The 20127-nt window shown below is 66.0% G+C and carries 22 protein-coding genes and 1 tRNA gene; 13 read left to right on the forward strand and 10 right to left on the reverse strand.

Annotated features, from left to right (window positions below; all coding sequences use genetic code 11):
• The first annotated feature begins 87 nt into the window (after positions 1-87).
• Both EG854_RS04565 and EG854_RS04570 read left to right on the forward strand, forming a co-directional pair.
• The gene (locus EG854_RS04565; protein ID WP_123286535.1) at positions 88-639 is read left to right on the forward strand and encodes a cytochrome b; all 552 of its coding nucleotides are present in this window, start codon (positions 88-90) and stop codon (positions 637-639) included.
• Positions 636-1556, forward strand: a complete 921-nt coding sequence (locus tag EG854_RS04570; RefSeq protein WP_123286536.1) for an L-threonylcarbamoyladenylate synthase — start codon at positions 636-638, stop codon at positions 1554-1556. The genes EG854_RS04565 and EG854_RS04570 overlap by 4 nt, the downstream gene beginning before the upstream one ends.
• Here EG854_RS04570 and EG854_RS04575 read toward each other — a convergent pair.
• The 4 genes from EG854_RS04575 to EG854_RS04590 form a co-directional block, all read right to left on the reverse strand.
• Positions 1553-2587 (reverse strand): patatin-like phospholipase family protein, encoded by a 1035-nt coding sequence (locus EG854_RS04575; protein WP_123286537.1) that lies wholly within the window; start codon positions 2585-2587, stop codon positions 1553-1555. The genes EG854_RS04570 and EG854_RS04575 overlap by 4 nt on opposite strands.
• Before the next feature lie 5 nt (positions 2588-2592).
• Complete coding sequence (locus EG854_RS04580; RefSeq protein WP_123286866.1) at positions 2593-3381, reverse strand: 3-hydroxybutyrate dehydrogenase; 789 nt, start codon at positions 3379-3381, stop codon at positions 2593-2595.
• Positions 3382-3513: 132 nt separating this feature from the next.
• Positions 3514-4284, reverse strand: a complete 771-nt coding sequence (yaaA, locus tag EG854_RS04585; RefSeq protein ID WP_123286538.1) for a peroxide stress protein YaaA — start codon at positions 4282-4284, stop codon at positions 3514-3516.
• Positions 4285-4362: 78 nt separating this feature from the next.
• Entirely contained in the window at positions 4363-5769 is a 1407-nt protein-coding gene (locus EG854_RS04590; RefSeq protein WP_123286539.1) for an FAD-binding oxidoreductase, read from the reverse strand.
• Between the two features lie 40 nt (positions 5770-5809).
• Here EG854_RS04590 and EG854_RS04595 point away from each other — a divergent pair, with 40 nt between their 5' ends.
• The 3 genes from EG854_RS04595 (at position 5810) to EG854_RS04605 (ending at position 7821) form a co-directional block, all read left to right on the forward strand.
• Positions 5810-6250 carry an NUDIX hydrolase gene (locus EG854_RS04595; RefSeq protein WP_375782286.1) on the forward strand — a complete coding sequence of 147 codons (441 nt, stop codon included), beginning with the start codon at positions 5810-5812 and terminating at the stop codon, positions 6248-6250.
• Between the two features lie 93 nt (positions 6251-6343).
• Complete coding sequence (locus EG854_RS04600; RefSeq protein WP_164461882.1) at positions 6344-7342, forward strand: SPFH domain-containing protein; 999 nt, start codon at positions 6344-6346, stop codon at positions 7340-7342.
• A 17-nt stretch (positions 7343-7359) separates the two neighbouring features.
• The gene (locus EG854_RS04605) at positions 7360-7821 is read left to right on the forward strand and encodes an NfeD family protein (RefSeq protein ID WP_123286542.1); all 462 of its coding nucleotides are present in this window, start codon (positions 7360-7362) and stop codon (positions 7819-7821) included.
• A gap of 65 nt (positions 7822-7886) precedes the next feature.
• On the opposite strand, the gene EG854_RS04610 is transcribed toward EG854_RS04605, so the two are convergent.
• Together EG854_RS04610 and EG854_RS04615 are read right to left on the reverse strand one after the other, a co-directional pair.
• Complete coding sequence (locus EG854_RS04610) at positions 7887-8099, reverse strand: cold-shock protein (RefSeq protein WP_123286543.1); 213 nt, start codon at positions 8097-8099, stop codon at positions 7887-7889.
• A gap of 171 nt (positions 8100-8270) precedes the next feature.
• Positions 8271-9032, reverse strand: coding sequence for a DNA polymerase III subunit epsilon (locus EG854_RS04615; RefSeq protein WP_123286544.1), 762 nt, complete (start codon positions 9030-9032; stop codon positions 8271-8273).
• 494 nt (positions 9033-9526) lie between these two features.
• Between EG854_RS04615 and EG854_RS04620 the strand changes: the two genes are divergently transcribed.
• Positions 9527-10675 (forward strand): ImmA/IrrE family metallo-endopeptidase, encoded by a 1149-nt coding sequence (locus EG854_RS04620; RefSeq protein WP_123286545.1) that lies wholly within the window; start codon positions 9527-9529, stop codon positions 10673-10675.
• Positions 10675-11142 carry a PIN domain-containing protein gene (locus tag EG854_RS04625; RefSeq protein WP_123286546.1) on the forward strand — a complete coding sequence of 156 codons (468 nt, stop codon included), beginning with the start codon at positions 10675-10677 and terminating at the stop codon, positions 11140-11142. Before EG854_RS04620 ends, EG854_RS04625 begins: the two co-directional genes overlap by 1 nt.
• Positions 11143-11148: 6 nt before the next feature.
• Here the strand turns inward: EG854_RS04625 and EG854_RS04630 are convergent.
• Positions 11149-11238, reverse strand: a tRNA-Ser gene (locus EG854_RS04630).
• Between the two features lie 103 nt (positions 11239-11341).
• Between EG854_RS04630 and EG854_RS13440 the strand changes: the two genes are divergently transcribed.
• The 6 genes from EG854_RS13440 to EG854_RS04660 all read left to right on the forward strand — a co-directional run bounded on the left by EG854_RS13440 (position 11342) and on the right by EG854_RS04660 (position 15926).
• Positions 11342-11938, forward strand: a complete 597-nt coding sequence (locus EG854_RS13440; RefSeq protein ID WP_375782287.1) for a septal ring lytic transglycosylase RlpA family protein — start codon at positions 11342-11344, stop codon at positions 11936-11938.
• A gap of 67 nt (positions 11939-12005) precedes the next feature.
• The gene (gene tmk, locus EG854_RS04640; protein ID WP_123286547.1) at positions 12006-12650 is read left to right on the forward strand and encodes a dTMP kinase; all 645 of its coding nucleotides are present in this window, start codon (positions 12006-12008) and stop codon (positions 12648-12650) included.
• Positions 12647-13624 carry a DNA polymerase III subunit delta' gene (locus EG854_RS04645; protein WP_123286548.1) on the forward strand — a complete coding sequence of 326 codons (978 nt, stop codon included), beginning with the start codon at positions 12647-12649 and terminating at the stop codon, positions 13622-13624. Before tmk ends, EG854_RS04645 begins: the two co-directional genes overlap by 4 nt.
• Positions 13618-14406: a TatD family hydrolase gene (locus EG854_RS04650; RefSeq protein ID WP_123286549.1), complete on the forward strand. Its 789-nt coding sequence runs from the start codon at positions 13618-13620 to the stop codon at positions 14404-14406. The genes EG854_RS04645 and EG854_RS04650 overlap by 7 nt, the downstream gene beginning before the upstream one ends.
• A complete protein-coding gene (locus tag EG854_RS04655; protein WP_123286550.1) occupies positions 14403-15206 on the forward strand; it encodes an MBL fold metallo-hydrolase in 804 nt (267 codons plus the stop codon). The genes EG854_RS04650 and EG854_RS04655 overlap by 4 nt, the downstream gene beginning before the upstream one ends.
• A gap of 15 nt (positions 15207-15221) precedes the next feature.
• Positions 15222-15926 carry a flavodoxin family protein gene (locus tag EG854_RS04660; protein WP_123286551.1) on the forward strand — a complete coding sequence of 235 codons (705 nt, stop codon included), beginning with the start codon at positions 15222-15224 and terminating at the stop codon, positions 15924-15926.
• A gap of 102 nt (positions 15927-16028) precedes the next feature.
• Here the strand turns inward: EG854_RS04660 and EG854_RS04665 are convergent, their stop codons facing one another.
• The 3 genes from EG854_RS04665 to lpdA form a co-directional block, all read right to left on the reverse strand.
• Positions 16029-17849, reverse strand: a complete 1821-nt coding sequence (locus EG854_RS04665; RefSeq protein WP_123286552.1) for an LVIVD repeat-containing protein — start codon at positions 17847-17849, stop codon at positions 16029-16031.
• Positions 17850-17864: 15 nt separating this feature from the next.
• Positions 17865-18596, reverse strand: coding sequence for a DUF305 domain-containing protein (locus tag EG854_RS04670; RefSeq protein WP_164461847.1), 732 nt, complete (start codon positions 18594-18596; stop codon positions 17865-17867).
• A 124-nt stretch (positions 18597-18720) separates the two neighbouring features.
• Positions 18721-20127 carry a dihydrolipoyl dehydrogenase gene (gene lpdA, locus EG854_RS04675; RefSeq protein WP_123286554.1) on the reverse strand — a complete coding sequence of 469 codons (1407 nt, stop codon included), beginning with the start codon at positions 20125-20127 and terminating at the stop codon, positions 18721-18723.

The raw sequence follows: 20127 nt of genomic DNA on the forward strand, positions 1-20127 counted from the left end.
AACAGGTAGCGATACGATTGCGCCGACACTTGGCCGGGATCGCTTCATTTGCCAAGTTTGCTCCACTGCCGTCACGGAAGGGAAGTCATGGCTGAGCCCCGGAACCGATACTCGCAGGTGTCCCTGATCCTGCACTGGCTGATCGCCCTGATGGTGATCGGTCAGATCGCCCTGATCATGGCGCATGACGCCACCGAGGGCGATCTCAGCCGGTCCTTCGTCATGCTTCACAAGGCTGTGGGGTTGTCGATTCTGGTGCTGACGCTGGTGAGGCTGGGCTGGCGGATCGCCAATCCTGCCATTCCGCTGCCGGCGGAGATGCCGAAATGGCAAGCCCTGCTGGCCCGCGGCACGCATGTGCTGTTCTATCTGGTGCTGATCAGCATGCCGCTCGGCGGGTGGGCCGCATCCTCGGCCGCAGGTCGCGACATCGACTTCTTCGGCCTGTTCAACTGGCCGCTGCTGCCGATCTCCGGCGGGCGCGAGGTCGCGGGGCAGTTCATGGATGCCCACGAAATGGGCGCCAAGCTGCTGTACGTCCTGTTGGCGATGCATATCCTCGGGGCGCTCAAGCACCACTTCGTCGACCGTGACAATGTGCTGCACCGGATGCTGCCCTTCATTCCCCGCCGCCCGTGAGTGATCGGGTCGCGGAGGCCGCGGCGGCCCTGTCGCGCGGCGAGCTTGTGCTGTTGCCGACCGAGACCGTCTACGGGCTGGCCGCCGACGCCGGCAATGCCGAGGCCGTGGCCCGCATCTTTGCCGCCAAGGGCCGCCCACGCTTCAACCCCCTGATCGCCCATGTCGACAGCGTCGAAGCGGCCGCGCGGGTGGGCCAAATGACCCCGATGGCCGAGGCCCTCGCCGCCCGCTTCTGGCCCGGTCCGCTGACGCTGGTGCTGCAGGCCCTGCCCGACGGTCCGGTCTGTGATCTCGCACGGGCGGGGCTGGACAGTGTGGCGGTGCGGCTGCCCGCCCATCCGCTGGCGCGTGCGGTCATCGGCGCGTCTGGCGGCCCTGTCGTGGCCCCGTCGGCCAACCGCTCTGGCCGCCCCAGCCCCACGACCTTTGCCGACGCCGTGGAGGAGACCGGACCGTCCGCTGCGGTGACGCTGGACGGTGGGGACTGTGAGGTCGGGCTGGAGAGTACCGTCGTCTCCCTGCTGGGGGATCGTCCGCGCCTGTTACGCCCCGGCAGTGTCACGCGCGCCGGGATCGAGGCCGTGATTGGGCCGCTGGAGGCCGACGCGGGCGAGGGGCACCGGTCGCCCGGGCGACTGACCCTGCACTATGCGCCCGACGCGCCGGTCCGGATCGAGGCCGCAGATGCCGCTCCGGGCGAGATCCTGCTGGGCTTCGGCCCCGGCGTCGGCGATCCGCGCTGGAGCCTCAGTCCCTCAGGCGATCTGACCGAGGCGGCTGCGCGCCTGTTCCGCCTGTTGCGCGAGGCCGACCGTGAGCATCCAACCGGGATTGCCGTGTCGCCGATTCCCGACACGGGGCTGGGTGAAGCCATCAACGACCGCTTGCGCCGGGCTGCAGGGTTCGTCGGTTAGAGGAAACGAGCCTTGAGATCGACGCTGGGCGTCCTGCCGACGTGGGCCAGACAGTCGCTGATCCAGACGTCCGCCGCTGCCCGGCCCTTGTCCTTCAGCCGGTTGAGGAAGGTCCATTCCGTGTCGAATTTCGACCGTAGCGGCAGGTCCGACAGATGGGTGTCAGCCTCGATGGCGTGCATCCGCAGCTTGCGATAGCCGTCGTCGCCGGTCTGGTTCAGCCGCCCGGCCTCAATCAGGTCCTGAACGAAGGCGACGGCCCGCAGTTCGGCCACCAGCGGGGCGTTGAAGACGATCTCGTTCAGACGATCCATGATCACATCGGCGTCCCGGGGCGTCTCGTCCCGCTGGAACGGGTTGAGCGGCAGCAGCAGGATATCATCGGGGGTCGAGGCATAGAACAGCGGCCACAGCGGCGGATTGGCCAGATAGCCCCCGTCCCAATAGGGCTCGCCCTCGATCTCGACCGCCTGGAACAGGTGCGGCAGACAGGCCGAGGCCAGCAGCACATCCGCGGTCAGTTCGGCATTGTCGAACAGACGAACGCGGCCCTGTTTGACCGCCGTCGTGGCCACGAACAGCTGGATGTCAGATCCCCGGACCGCCTCGAAATCGACGACCGCGCCCAGAACTCGTCGAAGAGGATTGAGGTTGAACGGATTGAATTGATAGGGCGACATGGTCATGGCCAGGCTTTCGGCCGACCGCCACAGGGGCGTATCCTTCATCCAGGCCGGGCTGAAGGTTGCGCTCCAGATCGAGCTGTCGCCAAAGACGTTGCGGCCACCGGACAGATTGATCTCGCGCCACAGCTTGTCTAACGCCTTCCGGGCCCCGTCGAAGCCTCCAGCCTCGAGACCGGAAATCAGGGCGGCGGCGTTCATGGCACCGGCCGAGGCGCAGGTCACGGCGCGGTAATCCAGCGCCTCAGTCTCCAGCAACCGGTCCAGCACACCCCACTGGAAGGCCCCATGCGAGCCTCCGCCCTGCAGGGCCAGGCAGACCGGCGGAGGAGGGGCCTTGCGCGCCATCCGGCCTAATGCGCCGTCCAGCCACCGTCGATCGAGAAGGCGGTGCCGTTGGCGGACGCCCCGAGGTCGGAGACCAGATAGAGGAAGATGCCGACCAGTTCATCGGTCGTCACGAACCGCTTGGTCGGCTGGGATTTGAGGATGATCTCTTCCAGCACGCGGTCCTTTGAGATGCCGTGGGTGCGGGCCTGATCGGCGATCTGCTTGTCGACGATTGGCGTCTCGACAAAGCCGGGGCAGATGGCGTTGCAGGTGATCCCCTCGCGCGCCAGTTCCAGCCCGACGGTCTTGGTCAGGCCGATCACGCCGTGCTTGGCGGCGACATAGGCGGACTTGAAGGGGCTGGCCACCAGACCGTGAGCCGAGGCGACATTGATGATCCGGCCGCGGCCCTGGGCCTTCATGATCGGCACCGCCGCCCGCGTGGCATAGAAGGCCGACGACAGGTTGATGGCGAGGATCTGTTCCCACTTGTCGGCGGGAAATTTCTCGATGGCCTCGACGTGCTGGACGCCGGCGTTGTTGACCAGAATGTCCAGCCGTCCCAACTCGTGCTTGGCAAAGGCCACCATGTCGGCGACCTCTTCGCCGTGACGCATGTCGGCCCCGTGATAGCGGACGCGCACGCCACAGGCGGCCTCCATCTCGGCGCGATTGCGCTCGATCTCGGACGGGTCACCCAGACCGTTCAGCACCACATCGCCGCCGCGCGCAGCCACAGCCCGGGCCAGAGCCAGCCCAATCCCGGAGGTCGACCCCGTGATCACCGCGACCTGGCCGCGCAGGTCATTCATGTCGCGCGGGCGGGCCTGTTCGGACTCTGCCTTGTCACCGCGCTTGGGCCACTGGAACATCGAATGCCTATTCGTGAGTGAAACGTGGCGTGATCTATAGCGGGTGATGCTGCGGTGCGCCACGCGGCGATGTCAGGAATTTCCTGTTCGGGTGAATATCCAGTCGTTCTCGGTCGACGGGCTGGCCTGAAAGCCATAGCCGTCGCGGTCAAAGGCCTTGAGATCCTCGGCCCGGTCGATGCGATTTTCGATGGCGTAGCGCGCCATCGTGCCGCGCGCCTTCTTGGCAAAGAAGGAGATGATCCGGCTTTCGCCGTCCTTCTCTTCGCGGAAGTGGATGTTGACAACCGGCAGCTTCAGCGCCTTGGCGTCCACGGCACCGAAATACTCCTGGCTGGCCAGATTGACGAGGGTCGGATCAGCATGGCCCTCGGCATCGGCGTTGAGGGCCTTGGAGATCCGGTCGCCCCAGAAGTCGTAAAGGCTCGACCCCCGGCGGGTCTTCAGCCGCGTGCCCATCTCAAGCCGATAGGGCTGGATCCGGTCCAGCGGCCGCAGCAGGCCGTACAGCCCCGACAGGATGCGCAGGTGATCCTGCGCCCAGCCCAGATCGTCTGCGGCAAGGCTGCGGGCGTCCAGGCCCTGATAGACATCGCCGGCGAAGGCGAGCGCGGCCTGCAGGCCGTCTTCACTGTCGGGGTCAAAGGCCTTGAACCGAACCTGATTCAGCTTCGCCAGATCGGCCGAGATACCCATCAGCCGCCGCAGATCGGCCTGGGTCTGGCGCCGCGCCGTCACCGACAGGCTGCGGACGTCATCGGTCATCCGGTGCGCCGTCGCGGGCACGTCGGTTGCGGGGTCTGAGAAGTCCAGCCGCTTGGCCGGAGACAGGATCATCAGCACATCGGGTCTCCCTTTGACGGGGGCTGACTTAGTCAGGTTCGTCCGGGAATGAAACCGGCGGCAGTCCGTCGCAGGGGTTCAGAACAGGACGCCGGGGTTGAGGGTCCCCAGCGGGTCCAGCGCCTTGCGAACCGCGCGCATGGCATCCAGTTCGACCTCCGATTTGTAGCGGCGTGCCTCGTCGGTCTTCAGCCGCCCCAGGCCATGCTCGGCCGATATCGAGCCGTCATAGCGCGCGACGATGTCGTGGACGATCCGCGACCCGGCTTCCCAGCGGGCCAGAAACGCTTTCAGGTCCGCGCCTTCGGGACACAGGACGTCATAATGAAGATTGCCGTCGCCGACGTGGCCGAAGACGCTGATCCGGGCGCCGGGCTCAAAGGCCTCGACGGCTGCCGAGGCCTCCTCGATGAAGTCTGCAATCTGCGAGACGGGCACGGAGACGTCGTGCTTCCAGCCGCCGCCCTCGGGCTTCAGCCCTGCCGACTGTTCCTCCCGCAGCCGCCAGAAGGCCGCAGCCTGGGTCTGGTTAGCAGCTATGGCGGCATCCTGGATCAGGCCATCCTCGAAGGCCCCGGCCAGCAGCCGTTCCAGCGCCGCAGGAGCTGTGTCGGCATCGCCCGAGCCCAGCTCGATCAGCACCGACCAGGGCGGAGCGCTCTCCAGCGGTTCACGTGTGTCGGGGATCCATTTCAGGACCAACTCGGTGCCGAGCCGCTTCATCAGTTCGAAAGCCTCAACGCCGCCGCCCGACTCGGCCTTCGCGCGGGCGAGCAGTGCGACCGCCTGCTGCGGCGTGTCCAGCCCAACCATGGCCGTGGCCCGCCCCCGCAGAACCGGCGACAGCTTCAGGGTCGCGGCTGTGATGATGCCCAACGTCCCCTCGGCCCCGATCAGCAGCTGTTTCAGATCATAGCCCGTGTTGTCCTTGCGCAGTCGCTTCAGCCCGTTGAACACGCGCCCGTCGGCCAGAACGGCCTCGATGCCCAGCACCAGGTTGCGCGCCATGCCGTAGCGCAGCACCGACGTGCCGCCCGCATTGGTCGACAGCACCCCGCCGACGGTCGCCGTACCCTCGGACGCGAGGCTGAGCGGAAAGCGCCGCTGGACCGCCAGTGCTGCCTGCTGGGCTTCGTGCAGGGTCACCCCCGCTTCGACCGTCAAGGCGTCATCGAGAGGGCTGACGTCTCGAATGGCGCGCAGACGGCGGGTGGTCAGCAGGACCTCGCCCATCGGGATCTGGCCGCCGACCAGGCCCGTGTTGCCGCCCTGGGGGGTGATCGCCACCCGATGCCGCGCACAGATGGCGACCACGGCAGCAACCTCGGCTGTCGAGCCCGGCTGCAGCAACAGGGGGGTGTGGCCCTGCCAGCGATCCCGCCATTCTCGCAGATAGGGGGCGAGGGTATCGGCATCCTCGCTCCACCCCTTGGGACCAAGGGCGGCTTTCAGCTTGGAGAGGGCCTGGGGGGAGGGGACAGCCATATCCGCTTGTCTCAGATGCCGGGGCCGGGGAAAAGGGCGGATGACTGATCTGCCATCGACCGACTGTCCTCCGATGAGCGCGCCGGTCGCGGCCGTGGGGGTGATCTGCTTGCGCGGCGATCAGGTCCTGCTGATTCGACGGGGTCAGCCGCCGCGACTGGGCGAGTGGAGCCTGCCGGGCGGGCGGGTCGAGCCCGGAGAGACCCTGCGCGACGCCGCCTTGCGTGAACTGGCCGAGGAAACCGGAGTCGAGGCGGACCTCGGCCCGCTGGTCGATGCGGTCGACGGCATTTTCCCCGAGAGTGGACGCCACTATGTGCTGATCGACTTCCTCGCGCGCTGGACGTCGGGCGAGCCGGTTGCCGGAGACGACGCTGCTGATGCTCGCTTCTGGCCACTGGACGAGGTCGAGCAACACGTCGCCTGGGCTGAGACGATCCGCGTCATCCGGCTGGCGGTGGCGCGGCTCGCGGCAGAGTGATGCACCCTTGTCCGGTTTCTGTGGCGGGGCGGCGTTTTACCGCCTAGCCTGTCGCAAACACAGGGAGACGCGTGGCTGATGCAAATCTTGGATATCTTTGGAATCGTGGTCGTCGTCTTTGCGGTGATCCTGCTCTTCAGCGTGATCAAGATCGTGCCGCAGGGCCGGGAGTTCACGGTCGAGCGCTTCGGCAAATACACCAAGACCCTGTCGCCCGGCATCAGCCTGCTGACCCCGTTCGTCGAGCGCATCGGGCGCCGTATGAACATGATGGAGCAGGTCCTCGACGTCCCCCAGCAGGAGGTCATCACCAAGGACAACGCCATGGTGAAGGTCGACGCCATCGTCTTCATCCAGGTGATGAGTGCCTCGGCCGCGGCCTATCGGGTTGAGGACCTGCCCTATGCCATCACCCAGCTGTGCTCGACCAACCTCAGGACCGTGATCGGCTCGATGGAGCTGGACGAGGTCCTGTTCCAGCGCGACAGCATCAACAGCCGCCTGCTGACGGTTATCGACGCGGCGACCGAGCCCTGGGGCGTCAAGGTCAACCGGATCGAGATCAAGGACCTGACCCCGCCGGTCGACATCACCAATGCCATGGCCCGCCAGATGAAGGCCGAGCGCGAGCGGCGCGCCGTCATCACCGAGGCGGACGGCGAGAAGCAGGCCGCCATCGCGCGCGCCGAGGGCGCCAAGCAGTCGGCCATCCTCGAGGCCGAGGGCCGCCGCGAAGCTGCCTTCCGCGACGCCGAGGCCCGTGAACGCGAGGCCGAGGCCGAGGCCAAGGCCACCGCCATGGTGTCGCAGGCGATCGCAGCCGGCGACGTCAACGCCATCAACTACTTCATCGCCCAGAAGTATGTGGAGGCGTTCGCCGAGCTGGCCCGCAGCCCGCAACAGCGGACCGTCATCGTGCCCGCCGAGATGTCGGGCCTGGTCGGCACCCTGGCCGGAGTCGGCGAACTGGTCGGCCTGGCCCGCGAGCAGCAGACCCGCACGCCGCCGACCGCGCCGCAACCGCAGCGGACCGCCGCGCCGCGCACCCCGCCGACCCGCCCCGCCGGGGGTGGTTCGGTGCCCCGTACCTGACGGCAGGACAGACGCACATGGACGCGCTCATTTCGCTTCACGCCAGCCAGCCGTGGTGGATATGGCTGGGCCTCGGCCTCGTACTGCTGGCCGTGGAGTCGGCCCTGTCGAGCGAGTGGCTGCTGTGGCCGGCGGTTTCGGCCGGGATCGTCGCGGTGCTGACGGCCATCGGCCTGCGCTACGGCTTTGCGGTCGAGATCATCGCCTTCGGCCTGCTGACAGCGGGGCTGACCCTGCTGTCGAACCGGCTGATCAAGCGGATGAACCCGGTCGACATGCCCGACATCAACGACCGGGATTCGCGGCTGATCGGACAGCAGGCCCAGGTCATCACGCCGTTTCTGGACGGGCGGGGCCGGGTGTTCATCTCGGGCTCCGAGTGGGCCGCCGAGCTGGAGGGCGAGGCTTCTCCGGCTATCGGCTCGCGCGTCGTTGTCGAGGCCATCCAGGGCGCTCGCCTCAAGGTCCGGACCCCCTGAACAGCAAAAGGCCCGTCCCCTCCGAAGAGAGGGCGGGCCCCGAAAACATCGGATAAAACCGAGGTTTAGGCTTGGACTTGCAGTTGTCCGGCCGACGTCTTGCCGCTGCGCTGATCGCGCTCCAGCTCGTACGAGACCGTCTGGCCTTCATTCAGAGAGCCGAGGCCCGCACGCTCGACGGCCGAGATGTGGACGAACACGTCCGTGCCGCCGTCGTTGGGTTGGATGAAGCCGAAGCCCTTGGTGGTGTTGAACCATTTAACAGTGCCGGTAGCCATGTTGAGACCTCCGTTGGCGTTGGCCCGGAGAAACACTCCCTGGGCCCGTCGTGTCTGAGGTAACGGCTTATCTCGATGCGTCGCAAAGTAGAAAAAGGGCGTTGCGCAGAGATGTTGACCCGCGCCTTATGCGCCGGAACCCGGGCGAAAGCAAGGCACTCCTCGTGTCCGTCAGAGCAAGGTCGGCTGAGCGGGCTTGCCCGACCCGACCGAAGCCTGCCCGCCGCGACGCCCGATCTCGGTCGCGGCGCTGAAGCGAATGTCGATGTCCCGGTCGCGGGCGAGGGTCGCCAGCACCGTATCGCTCAGGCACGACCACGGCTGGCCCCGGTGCGCGCCACTCGGCACACGGGGCAGCAGGCCGGGCTCGCGGCTCCACTCCAGCAGCTGCTCCAGCGACACGGTGTTCAGCATGTCGCGCAGATGGTGGGCGGTGACATAGGCGTCGGGCAGGGCCCTGTGGGCGGGCAGGCCCTTGTCGTGGTCCAGCCCCTCGGGCCGACGCAGATAGCGTAACATCTGGTTGGAAAACCGCGGCAGGTCCGGCCACAGCCGCAGGGCGCATTTCCAGGTACAGATCCAGTCCGCCGAACCGGTCAGGTCGGGGGTGCAGAACCGCTGTTCAAAGCTGGCCCGGTGGGCGGCCAGGGCACTCACAGCACCATCAGGCCGGAGAACCGCGGGCGCCACATCCCGCCAGTAGCCGGCGCCTTGAACCCATTCGTCGAGGATATGGTGGATCGCCATGGTGCCCGGCGAGATCGGTCGCCCCGGATCGACGAAGCGGGCCCCGCGTGAGCCGGCCGAGACCTGCCAGGTGCCGTCGGTCTGCTGCTCGACATCTTGCCAGCCAACCTCGCACACGTCGGACGGGCTGCTTCCGGCGGTCTCCAGGTCGATGACCCGGACGCGGAGGGTAGCTGTCTGGCTCATGCGGGGCTCAATGGACCGAGGGCCGGCCGGTTGCCGACCCCGGCGGGTGGGTGCGAGAAAGACCGTCTGAACCGTCTGAATAGTCTGAAAGGGAGTCAGGAACCAAAACAGACTCCCCTTTCTCCATAGAGCCAAAAAGCCCCGTGTGCATTGGGGTTCAGGGCCATCGAGCGCCTGGAGTCTACGGTCCAGACTCCACGCCCGTTCCCGGAAATTACCATCTGAACCGTCTGAAATGGAGGATTGGAATTCCCACCGTCAGAGTTGGATGCCGATACCGCGCGGCCCTTCATGAATGCCCTCGCTGTTGTTGAGCGCGGAGTCTGCCACAGCTCACAGGTAAGGCGGGAAGATTGGGTCGGGCGTCGTGGATGTGGGGCGTGGATGGCTTAAGATGAGGTGCCTGTGTCCTCGAGGTTGATGTAAACCGAAGTCGAACTGCCCTCGGATTCAGGATAGGAAAGACGCCTGTCATCGCGGTAGGCTGAGGGGGCATGGCCGATCAGATTCCCATCAACCCTGTCCTGTTGTCATGGGCGCGCGAGCGCGCGGGCCTCAGTCGGGAGGAGGCGCTTCAAAAGTTCACGCGACTGGACGAGTGGGAAGCTGGCGAATCCGCTCCGACCTACCCGCAACTTGAGCAGCTGGCAGCCTTGCTGAAGGTCCCAATCGCGGTCTTCTTTTTTCCCGAGCCTCCGGATGTCCCAGCAATCAACGAGACCTTCCGAACGCTTCCAGAAGCTGAGATGGGACAGCTCCCGAGCCGTATCCGTCTCCTCATGCGGAAGGCAAAGGCTATGCAGCTCAGCTTGGCCGAGCTGACGGAGAACCGAAACCCCGCCGAGCGGCTGATCACCCGAGATTTAAGGTTTTCCGCTGACGTGAATATTCAGGCGATGGCTGCGGCAGTGCGCGAGTACATCGGCTTGTCCGTCGATGATCAGCGGGGATGGCGCGACGACGAAGCCGCGCTGAAGGAATGGCGTGCGGCTCTTCTCAGGGTCGGCATTTTTGTATTCAAGGACGCTTTTCGAGTCGAGGAGTTTTCGGGTTTCTGCCTCTACGATGACGAGTTCCCGGTCATCTACGTCAACAACAGCTCAACCAAGACGCGGCAGATTTTCACCTACTTCCACGAGCTGGCACACCTGATCTTCCACACCAGTGGCATAGACAAGGTCCGCGACAACTACATTCAGCGGCTGGCTGTCGACGCTCAGCAGATCGAGGTCCTCTGTAACCGTTTCGCTGCGGCCTTTCTGCTCCCGGAAGATGACTTTAGGGCGGCAATGGCGGGCCGGGAGGCAACTGAGGCGACAGCCGAGGTGCTCGCGGCCCAATTTCATGTAAGCCGAGAGGTGGTTTTCCGGCAGCTCATGGACCAGGGCAGGGTCACCGAGCAGCAGTATATGCACGCGGTAGAGCGCTGGAACGGGCAGCGGCAGGGGGGTGCCGGAGAGGGTGGAAGTGGAGGGAATCACTACTGGACCAAGCTGGCATACCTCGGCCGCGATTATGTGGGTTTGGCCTTGCGGGAGTTCCATCGCAACCGGATTGATGAAGACCAGCTCGCCGACTACCTCGACACGAAGCCGAAGAACATCGGTACCTTGGAAGCGTATTTCGAGCGGGGGAACGCCTGATGTACGTGTTCGACACCTCGCCGCTTTCCACGCTCTTCAAGAACTACTACCGGGCACGTTTTCCGTCTTTGTGGAATCGCTTCGACGGCTTGGTGGGGGACGGCCACATCGTGTCCACCCGAGAAGTCCTGCGCGAGGTCGATGACGGGCCGGTAGAAAGCCTCCGTGTGTGGGCGGCGGACAGATCAGAATTTTTTCACATTCCAAATGCCTCTGAAGGCGCTTTTGTCGCCGAGATCTACCGGGTCGCGCACTTTCAGCAGAATATCGAGCAGAGGAAGCTCCTGAAGGGCGGACGCAACGCAGACCCATTCATCGTGGCCAAGGCCGCGTCAGAGGGGCGGTGCGTGGTCACTATGGAGCTGTATAAGGACAATGCCGCCAAAATCCCGAACATTTGTCGCCACTTCCGTGTCGACTGCCTGACGCTCGAGGAGTTCATGGAGCGCGAAGGCTGGCAGTTCTAGTATGGATGGCGGACAGGGTGGGATTCGAACCCACGGTAGGCTTCCACCTACGGCGGTTTTCAAGACCGCTGCCTTAAACCACTCGGCCACCTGTCCCCGGTGTGGGTCGGCGTCATAGCAGGGGGAGGGGGCGTTAACCAAAGAAGAAAATGATGCCGGCATTCTGACGGCCTCAAATTGATTTCGGGGCCGGTGCGTCATGTCCACACCTGTATCTGCGGTTCGCATTCTGACGGTTGTGCTGGCGGGCTTAAGCCTGTCGGCCTGTGGCACGGTGGGGGCCGCTGCGGGCCTGGCGGGGGATGTGGCCGAGGGCGGCTATAACCTGGCGGCGGGTACGGTGCGGCTGGGGGCGCGGGCGACGGGTCTGACCGGCGGGTCGCGGTCCGGGGCCTCGGTCCGGGTCGACAATCCGGCGCCGATCGTGTCGGGGACCATGCGGCCCTATCAGATCCGGGGGCGCTGGTACCATCCGGCCGAGGACCCGGATTACGAGGAGGTCGGCATGGCCTCCTGGTACGGGCCGGGCTTTGACGGGCGGCCGACGGCCACCGGCGAGCGGTTTGACCAGAATGCCCTGACAGCGGCGCACAAGACCCTGCCCCTGCCCGGTCTGGTCGAGGTGACCAATCTGGACAATGGCCGCACCGTGGTGCTGCGCCTGAACGACCGGGGGCCGTTCGTGGATGGCCGGATCATCGACCTGTCGCGCGGGGCGGCGAACGAACTGGGCCTGCTGCAGAGGGGCGTGGGCCGGGTGCGGGTGCGTTATCTGGGGCCAGCGCCGAGGCTCTGACCGTCGCGCCTGTTGAAATCGACGCATCGGGCTTGGTTTCGCCCCGGCATGTCGCCATTCTGGACGGATGACGCGCGGACGGTTCATCACCTTTGAAGGCGGGGAGGGCAGCGGCAAGTCGACCCAGGCGGGGCGGCTGGCCGAGCGGCTGCGCGCGCGGGGCCTCGAGGTCCTGCTGACGCGGGAGCCCGGCGGATCGGCCGGAGCCGAGGCGATTCGTGAACTGGTGGTCAATGGCGAGGGCGAGCGCTGGTCGCCCCAGACCGAGGTGCTGCTGATGTTTGCGGCGCGCAACGACCATCTGGAACGTACCATCCGCCCGGCACTGGCCGCGGGGCACTGGGTCATCTGTGACCGGTTTGCGGACTCCAGCCGGGCCTATCAGGGCGGCGGCGGCGGGGTCGACCGGACCTTTATCGAGGCGCTGGACCAGGCCGTGGTCGGGGCGGACCAGCCGGATCTGACGCTGATCTTTGACCTGCCGGTCGAGGAGGGGCTGGAGCGCGCCTTTGGTCGCGGGCTGTTCGAGACGCGGTTCGAGTCCAAGGGGTTGGCGTTTCACGAGCGGCTGCGGCAGACCTTTCTGGACATCGCCGCCGAGCATGAGGACCGGTGCCGGGTGATCGATGCGCGTGGGACCGAGGATGGCGTGGCGCTGCGCGTCTGGGATGCGATCGAGGCCCGGCTGCCCCTGCCGAAGGTGCCGGCGTGACGGACCATCCGCGCGATCGCTATGACGAGGTCAGCCATGAGGCGGCCGAGCAAGCGTTCGTGGACGCCATGGCCGGCGGTCGGCTGCACCATGGGTGGCTGCTGTGCGGGCCCGAGGGCGTGGGCAAGGCGGGCTTTGCCTATCGCGCCGCGCGACGGCTGTTGGGGGCCGCGCCGGACCCGCAGCGGGGGCCGCTGGGGAGTGCGCCCGACGACCCGACCAACCAGCTGGTCGCGGCCCAGTCGCACCCCGACCTGATGGTGCTGGAGCGGGTGACCGAGGGGACCAAGGCCCGCAAGACCATCTCGGTCGATCAGGCACGCGAGCTGCCGGGGTTCTTTTCCAAGAGCCCGTCCCGGTCGCAGTGGCGGGTGGCAATTGTCGACAGCGCTGACGACCTGAACGTCAATGCAGCCAATGCCTTGCTGAAGATTCTTGAGGAACCGCCACAGAGGGGGGTGCTGTTCCTCGTGGCCCATGCGCCGGGACGGCTGCTGCCGACGATCCGGTCGCGGTGCCGACGGCTGAGCTTTCCAATCTGGGGCGAAGACCGGCTGGCGGCCCTGCTACAGAATCGGCTGGGGCTGGAGGGCGAGCAGGCCCGGGCGACCGCGCGGGCGGCGGGGGGATCGCCGGGACGCGCCCTGTCGCTGGCGGGCGATGAGGTCGCGGGCATCGACGCCCTGGTCAACGGCTGGATGCAGGGGGCCGACATGAGCGCGGTGATCCCGGTTGCCGAGAGCCTGAAGCGCGCCGATGGCGGGCCGAAGTTCGAGCTGATCCTCGATCGGCTGGCTGCCGCCGTGAAGGGGCGGGCGCTGTCGGGCGGGCCGGGCGCGGATGCCTGGGCCGAGCTGTGGTCCAGCATCCAGACGCGAGCGGATCAGACGGCGGGGCTGAACCTCGACCGGCAGGATGTGCTGTTCACCCTGATGGCCGAGGTGGACCGGGCAAGGGCCCGCGCCGCATGCTGATCGACAGCCACGTCAATCTGCACGCGCCCCAATTCGACGAGGACCGCGATGCGGTCATCGCCCGGGCGCGCGAGGCCGGGGTCGGGATGATGGTCGAGATTTCGGACCGCCTGTCGACCTTTGACGCCACCCACGGTTTGGCCATGGCGCATGACGACATCTGGTGTACGGTCGGTGTGCATCCTCATGAGGCGCGGCACTATGAGGATCTGAGCGTCGACCGTCTGGTGGAGCTGGCGGGGCGAGAAAAGGTTGTCGGAATAGGGGAGTGTGGGCTGGACTTCCACTATGACCTCAGTCCGCGTGAGGTTCAGGCAGCCGTGTTTCGCGTGCATATTGAGGCTGCGCGCCGGACGGGTCTCCCGCTGGTGGTCCATACACGCGAAGCCGATGGCGTGATGGCCGACATCCTGCGCGAGGAGATGGCGGCTGGACCCTTCAAGCTGTTGATGCACTGCTACACCAGTGGCCCAGAACTGGCGGAACTGGCAGCAGAATTGGGCGCCTGGTTCTCGGTCTCGGGCATTGCCACCTTCAAGGCGGCCGAGGACGTGCGGGCGATCATCCGCGACATGCCGGGCGACCGGATCATCGTCGAGACCGACTGTCCGTATCTGGCGCCGGTCCCGCACCGGGGGCGGCGGAACGAGCCGGCCTATGTGGGCCATGTCCTGGACAAGCTGGGCGAGATCCGGGGCTGGAGCCGCGAGGAGGCCGAGGTGCGCACGACGGATGCCTTCTTCGGCTTGTTTGACCGCATCCCCCGACCGGAGGGCGCATGAGCCGCGAGCTTGAGATAGTCATTCTCGGCTGCGGGTCGTCGGGCGGGGTGCCACGCGGGGACGGCGACTGGGGCGCCTGTGATCCGGCCGAGCCCAAGAACCGGCGTATGCGCTGTTCGATGCTGGCGCGGCTGACGGGGGCAGAGGGCGAGACGACGGCGCTGATCGACACGTCGCCGGACCTGCGCGAGCAGGCGCTGATGACCGGGCTGAAGCGGATCGATGCGGTGCTCTATACCCACGATCACGCTGACCAGACGCACGGGATCGATGATCTGAGGGTGTTCGTGCTGCGCAACCGGGCCCGTATTCCGGCCTGGATGGACACGCCGACCCGGGCGGCCCTCGAGAGCCGGTTCCCCTATATCTTCATGGACCAGCAGGGCTATCCGGCGCTGCTGGAGGCGCGGGACATTCCCCCGCACGGCACGCCCTGGACCGTTGAGGGGGCAGGGGGGGGCATCCCGGTTGTGACCTTTGATCAGGGGCACGGACCGATCCGCTCGGTCGGCTACCGGCTGGGCCCGGTCAGCTATTCCAGCGATGTGGATGCGATGGATGAGGCGGCGCTGGACGCCGTGCGCGGAAGTGACCTCTGGATCGTCGATGCGCTGCGCTGGACCCCGCATCCGACCCACGCCCATGTCGACCGGGCACTGGAGTGGATTGAACGAACGGGCGTCCCGAACGCTCTACTGACCAACCTGCACCTCGACCTCGACTATCGGTCGCTGAAGTCGCGCCTGCCGGCCCATGTCGATGTTGCCCATGACGGATGGACCGCGCGCTTCAATCTTTGACGAAAGGACTTTCGCGTGGCCCGATATGATGACCTCAAGGCCCTGTTCCTGAACTGCAGCCTGAAGCGGTCCAGCGAGCCCTCGCATACCCAGGCCCTGATGGACGTGGCCATCGCCATCATGAAGGCCAATGGCGTCTCGACGATGACGATCCGCTGCGCCGATCTGGATATGCCGCCGGGCGTGCAACCCGACATGACGGAACACGGGTTCGAGAGCGACGGCTGGCCGACTGCGCAGAACCAGGTGATGGACGCCGACATCCTGGTGGTCGGAACACCGATCTGGCTGGGCGACAAGTCGTCGATCTGCACCCGGGTGATCGAGCGGTTGTACGGCTATTCCGGCAAGCTGAACGACAAGGGACAATATGCCTATTACGGACGGGTCGGTGGCTGCATCGTCACGGGCAATGAAGACGGCATCAAACATGTCGGCATGAACGTGCTGTATTCCTTGCAACATCTTGGATATGTGATCCCGCCGCAGGCGGATGCGGGGTGGATCGGCGAAGCGGGCCCCGGGCCATCCTATGGCGACGACGGCACGGTCGGGCTGGACAATGAGTTCACCCAGCGCAACACGACCTTCATGGCCTGGAACCTGATGCATATGGCGCGGATGCTGAAGGACGCGGGCGGTATTCCGGCCCACGGCAACCAGAAGACCCTCTGGGACAAGGGCGAGCGGTTCGACCATCCCAACCCGGAATACCGCTGAGCAGCCTCATAAATTTCGCATAATATATCTTAGGCGACATTTCGATATCGGGAATCACCCGCCGGAATCGCACCGGCGGGCTCCCCTTTTGTCAGATCAGCGTCAGCTGGCGGCGCTGGCCAGCACCTCGGCGAGAGCCTTCATGCGGCGGGCCGCCAGAGGCGTAACGCCCTGGGTCTCGGCCGTGACTGCGAGCGACGCGACCGCAGCGGCAGCGGCGATCGGATCGATCTCTCCTGCACGCCATCCCTCAATCACGGAGTCAATCTGCTGAGCAAGATCGGCCTCGATCGCATCGGCACGACGCAGCTGGGCGAGATAGGCCCCGGCGACGTCCGGGGTATTGGCCCAGCTGACACGGGTCTGGGTCTGCGGGTTGATCTCGTCTTCCATGACGGCCTCGGCAGCGGCGATTTCAGCGGCCGACAGCTGATCCGACGGGACCAGACGCAGAACGTCGAGCCCGCGGGCGATCTCGCTGGAGTAGATGCGACCGTTAAACCAGTAAGCCGACCACGAACCGCCGATCATCAGCCGCTCGCCCAGCGGGCCACGGTCGAAATAGGCGATTTCCATCGGGTTCATCGGATCGGTGAAGTCCATGATGGAGATACCGCCTTGGTACCAAGCCTGGACCATCAGGTCGCGACCGGGCACCGGGATGATGTTGCCGTTATGGGCCACGCAGTTTTCGTTGGCGCCCTGGACCGACGGCAGCTTGTGGAAGGCGCGGCCGCGCAGCTCGCCATTGGTGATGGTGGCGACCAGGTTGGCACCCCAGTTGCCGGGCGCATCGGCCGTGCAGCGCGGCGAGGTGCCGCCGCCCCACTCATCCGTGAAGACGACCTTGGAGCCGGTGTTGTCGAAGGTCGCCGAGTGCCAGTAGGCCATGTCAGCGTCGAAGATTTCCGAGATGCGCGTCGGGTTCTTCGGGTCCGAGATATCCAGCAGGATGCCGTTGCCCGAGCAGGCGCCGGCGGCCTGGCCGATTTCCGGGAAGACCGTGATGTCGTGGCAATGGTTGGTGCGGGCCGTGGCCTGGCTGGCGACACCGGCGCGACCGCCCATCCAGAGACCGGCCACGGCGCCCGTCTCGCGATCCTCGAAGATGCGCGGGCGGTTAACAATGGCGGCGTCCTGCGGGCGATCCAGCGGCACTTCGATCACGTCGATGGAATACAGGGCCGTGTCGGGGTTGGTACCGGGCTCGCCGTCCGAACAGATCGACAGTTCGTCGCTGCGGCGGACGCCCGAGGTGGCCGAGTTGTAGACATAGAGAATGTTCGAGTCGGCCGGGTTCGGCACCAGGGTATGGGTGTGCGATCCGCGGCAGGTCTGGACGGCCGCGACCTGCTGCGGGGCCCTGATGTTGCTGATGTCGAAGATCCGCACACCGCGGAAGCGCTCAGGGTTCACAGCGCCGTCGGCACCCGATGCGCCGCAATCGATCCGGCCGTTGTTCTGCTCGACCGACATGAACAGCAGATTGCCGTGAACCGACACATCGCCCTGCCCGCCCGGGCAGACGACCGAGGTCAGCAGTTGAGGCTCCCCTCCCCCGCTGATGTCATAGATGTTGAAGCCGTTGAAGTTACCGACGAACAGCTTGCCGTCCGACACGGCCATGTCGCTGTTGGCCAGGGCCAGAGGGCTGTAGCGCGGCGGGTTGGCGCGGTAAGCTGCGGCCTCTTCCCGCGTGGTCGGCGGCGCGAAGATGGCGTCCGGATCGAAGAAGCCGGGAGGCGGGGCCAGCGTGTGCTCCAGCGCGAGGCCCGAGCTGGCCTCGGCTGCGTCATAGATGCCCGGTGCGAGCTCGGTGCGTTCGTCGGACGGAATGGTCTGGACCTGGGCCGAGGCGACGCTGGCCCCGAGCAGGACGGCCATGGCGGCGACGGATGAATACAGGGCTTTGCGAACAAACATGGCCGCTCCTCAGGGTCAGAGTTCAGACAGAAGGGATTGCATACGCAGGATTTCGGCCGACTGGTCGGCCACGACGGATGAGGCGAAGTCCGAGAGCATCGGGTCATTGCCGGAGTCGGAATAGGACAGCAGCTCGTCGACCATGTCGAGGGCACCCTTATGGTGCTGGATCATGCCTTCAAGGAACAGGCGATCGAACTCGGGGCCTTCGGCTGCGGCAAGGGCGCGCATCTGGGCGGGCGACAGCATGCCCGGCATGATCGGGACGGTGTCGGGATCGACCGGGGCCGCGCCGTGATCGCCATGGCCGGCGTGGGCGTCGTGCCCCGCGTGCGCATCATGGGACGGTGAGGCCGGCGCTGTGGGCCCGTGACCGGCGTGCAGGTCTGCGGCTTCCAGCGGCAGGCCACGCGACAGCAGCCAGTTCTGCATCAGGTCGATCTCGGCTTCCTGGCTGAGGGCGATGCGGCGGCCGATGGCCCGAACGGCGGGCGAACTGGCCCGGGTCTGCAGCAGTTCGACCATCTCCACGGCCTGACCGTGGTGGACGATCATGTGCTGCATGAAGCGCACGTCTTCGTCGGTGTAGGTGGTGCGGCTGAGGTCGACGGCCTCGGCAGCCGTGATCTGGCGCGAAGCCGCGCCGGGCGCGCCCGGGTTGACGATCGGGGCTGCTGCCGGGTCCTGAACGACCGGGTCCTGGCCGATAATCAGACCGGCCAGGGCAATGCCCAGATAGTGCAACAAGACGCGAACCCTTACCCGTTTCAGACGCGGGGCAGACTAGGTCCGCAACGGTCGGGCGCGCAAGGACAAAGACCCCTGCCCCAACCTTACAAATCGCTCATGTTAGAGGCGGGTGGCGCCGGTCCTAGATGTGGATCACCCGGCCGTAGGCGTCCAGCGCGGCCTCGTGCATGGCTTCGGACAGGGTCGGGTGCGGATAGATGATGCCGTGGATGTCTTCCTCGGTCGCCTCAAGCGTGATGGCGGTGACATAGCCCTGGATCATCTCGGTCACCTCTGCGCCGATCATATGGGCCCCGATCAGGGCGCCGGTCTTCGCGTCGAAGATGGTCTTGACGAAGCCCTCGGTCTCGCCCGAGGCGATGGCCTTGCCGTTCACCTTGAAGGGGAAGCGGCCGATCTTGACCTCGCGGCCCGCCTCCTTGGCACCCTGCTCCGTCACGCCGACCGAGGCGACCTGGGGCTGGGCATAGGTGCAGCCGGCGATGGGGGAATGGACGTTCGGGGTTTTGAACCCGGCGATATGCTCAGCGGCGTGGATGCCTTCGTGCGAGGCCTTGTGCGCCAGCCAGGGGGCGCCGGCGCAGTCGCCGATGGCGTAGAGGCCCTTCACATTGGTCTGGCAATGACCGTCGATGGTGATGTGGCCCCGGTCCATGTTGACGCCCAGCGCCTCCAGCCCGATGCCGTCGGTGTTGGCTGTGATGCCGACCGCCGAGATGCAGACCTCGGCCTCGAGCGTTTCGTCCCCTTTGGCCGATTTGATCGAAACGGCGACTCCCTTGGTCGATTTTTTCACCGAATTGACCGTGCAGCCGGTGCGAAACTTCATGCCGCGCTTTTCGAACGCCTTTTGCGCAGCCTTGGATACCTCGATGTCCTCGACCGGCATGATGCGGTCGATGGCCTCGACGACCGTGACCTCGGCGCCGAGCGCCCGATAGAAGCTGCCGAACTCGATGCCGATGGCGCCCGAACCGATCACGACGATGGATTTGGGCATGAATTTCGGCGCCATGGCCTCACGATAGGCCCAGATGCGGTCACCGTCGGCTTCCAGCCCGATCTGGGGAATGGCCTTGGCCCGGGCCCCGACGGCCAGGATAACGGCTTTCGTTTCGACCGTGCGGCTACCGCCGGCCTTGAGATCGATCACGACCTTCGGCGCCGTCTTGCCCTTTTCCAGCTTTGCCGTGCCCTCGATGACCTCGATCTTGTTCTTTTTCATCAGGAAGCCGACGCCGCTGTTCAGCTGTTTCGCGACGTTCCGCGACCGCTGGATGATGGCGTCGAAGTCGAACCCGACCTTGTCGGCGCTGAGGCCATAGTCCTTGAGGTGGCTCAGGCTCTCGTACTTTTCGCCCGACTTGAGCAGCGCCTTGGTCGGGATACAGCCCCAGTTCAGGCAGATGCCGCCCAGGTTCTCGCGCTCGACGATGGCGACCTTCTGGCCCAGCTGGCTTGCGCGAATGGCCGCCACATAGCCGCCCGGGCCCGAGCCGATGACGATGAGATCGAAGGTGTCAGCCAC

The sequence above is a fragment of the Brevundimonas halotolerans genome (assembly GCF_003730275.1).
GTDB classification, from domain to species: Bacteria; Pseudomonadota; Alphaproteobacteria; order Caulobacterales; family Caulobacteraceae; genus Brevundimonas; species Brevundimonas halotolerans.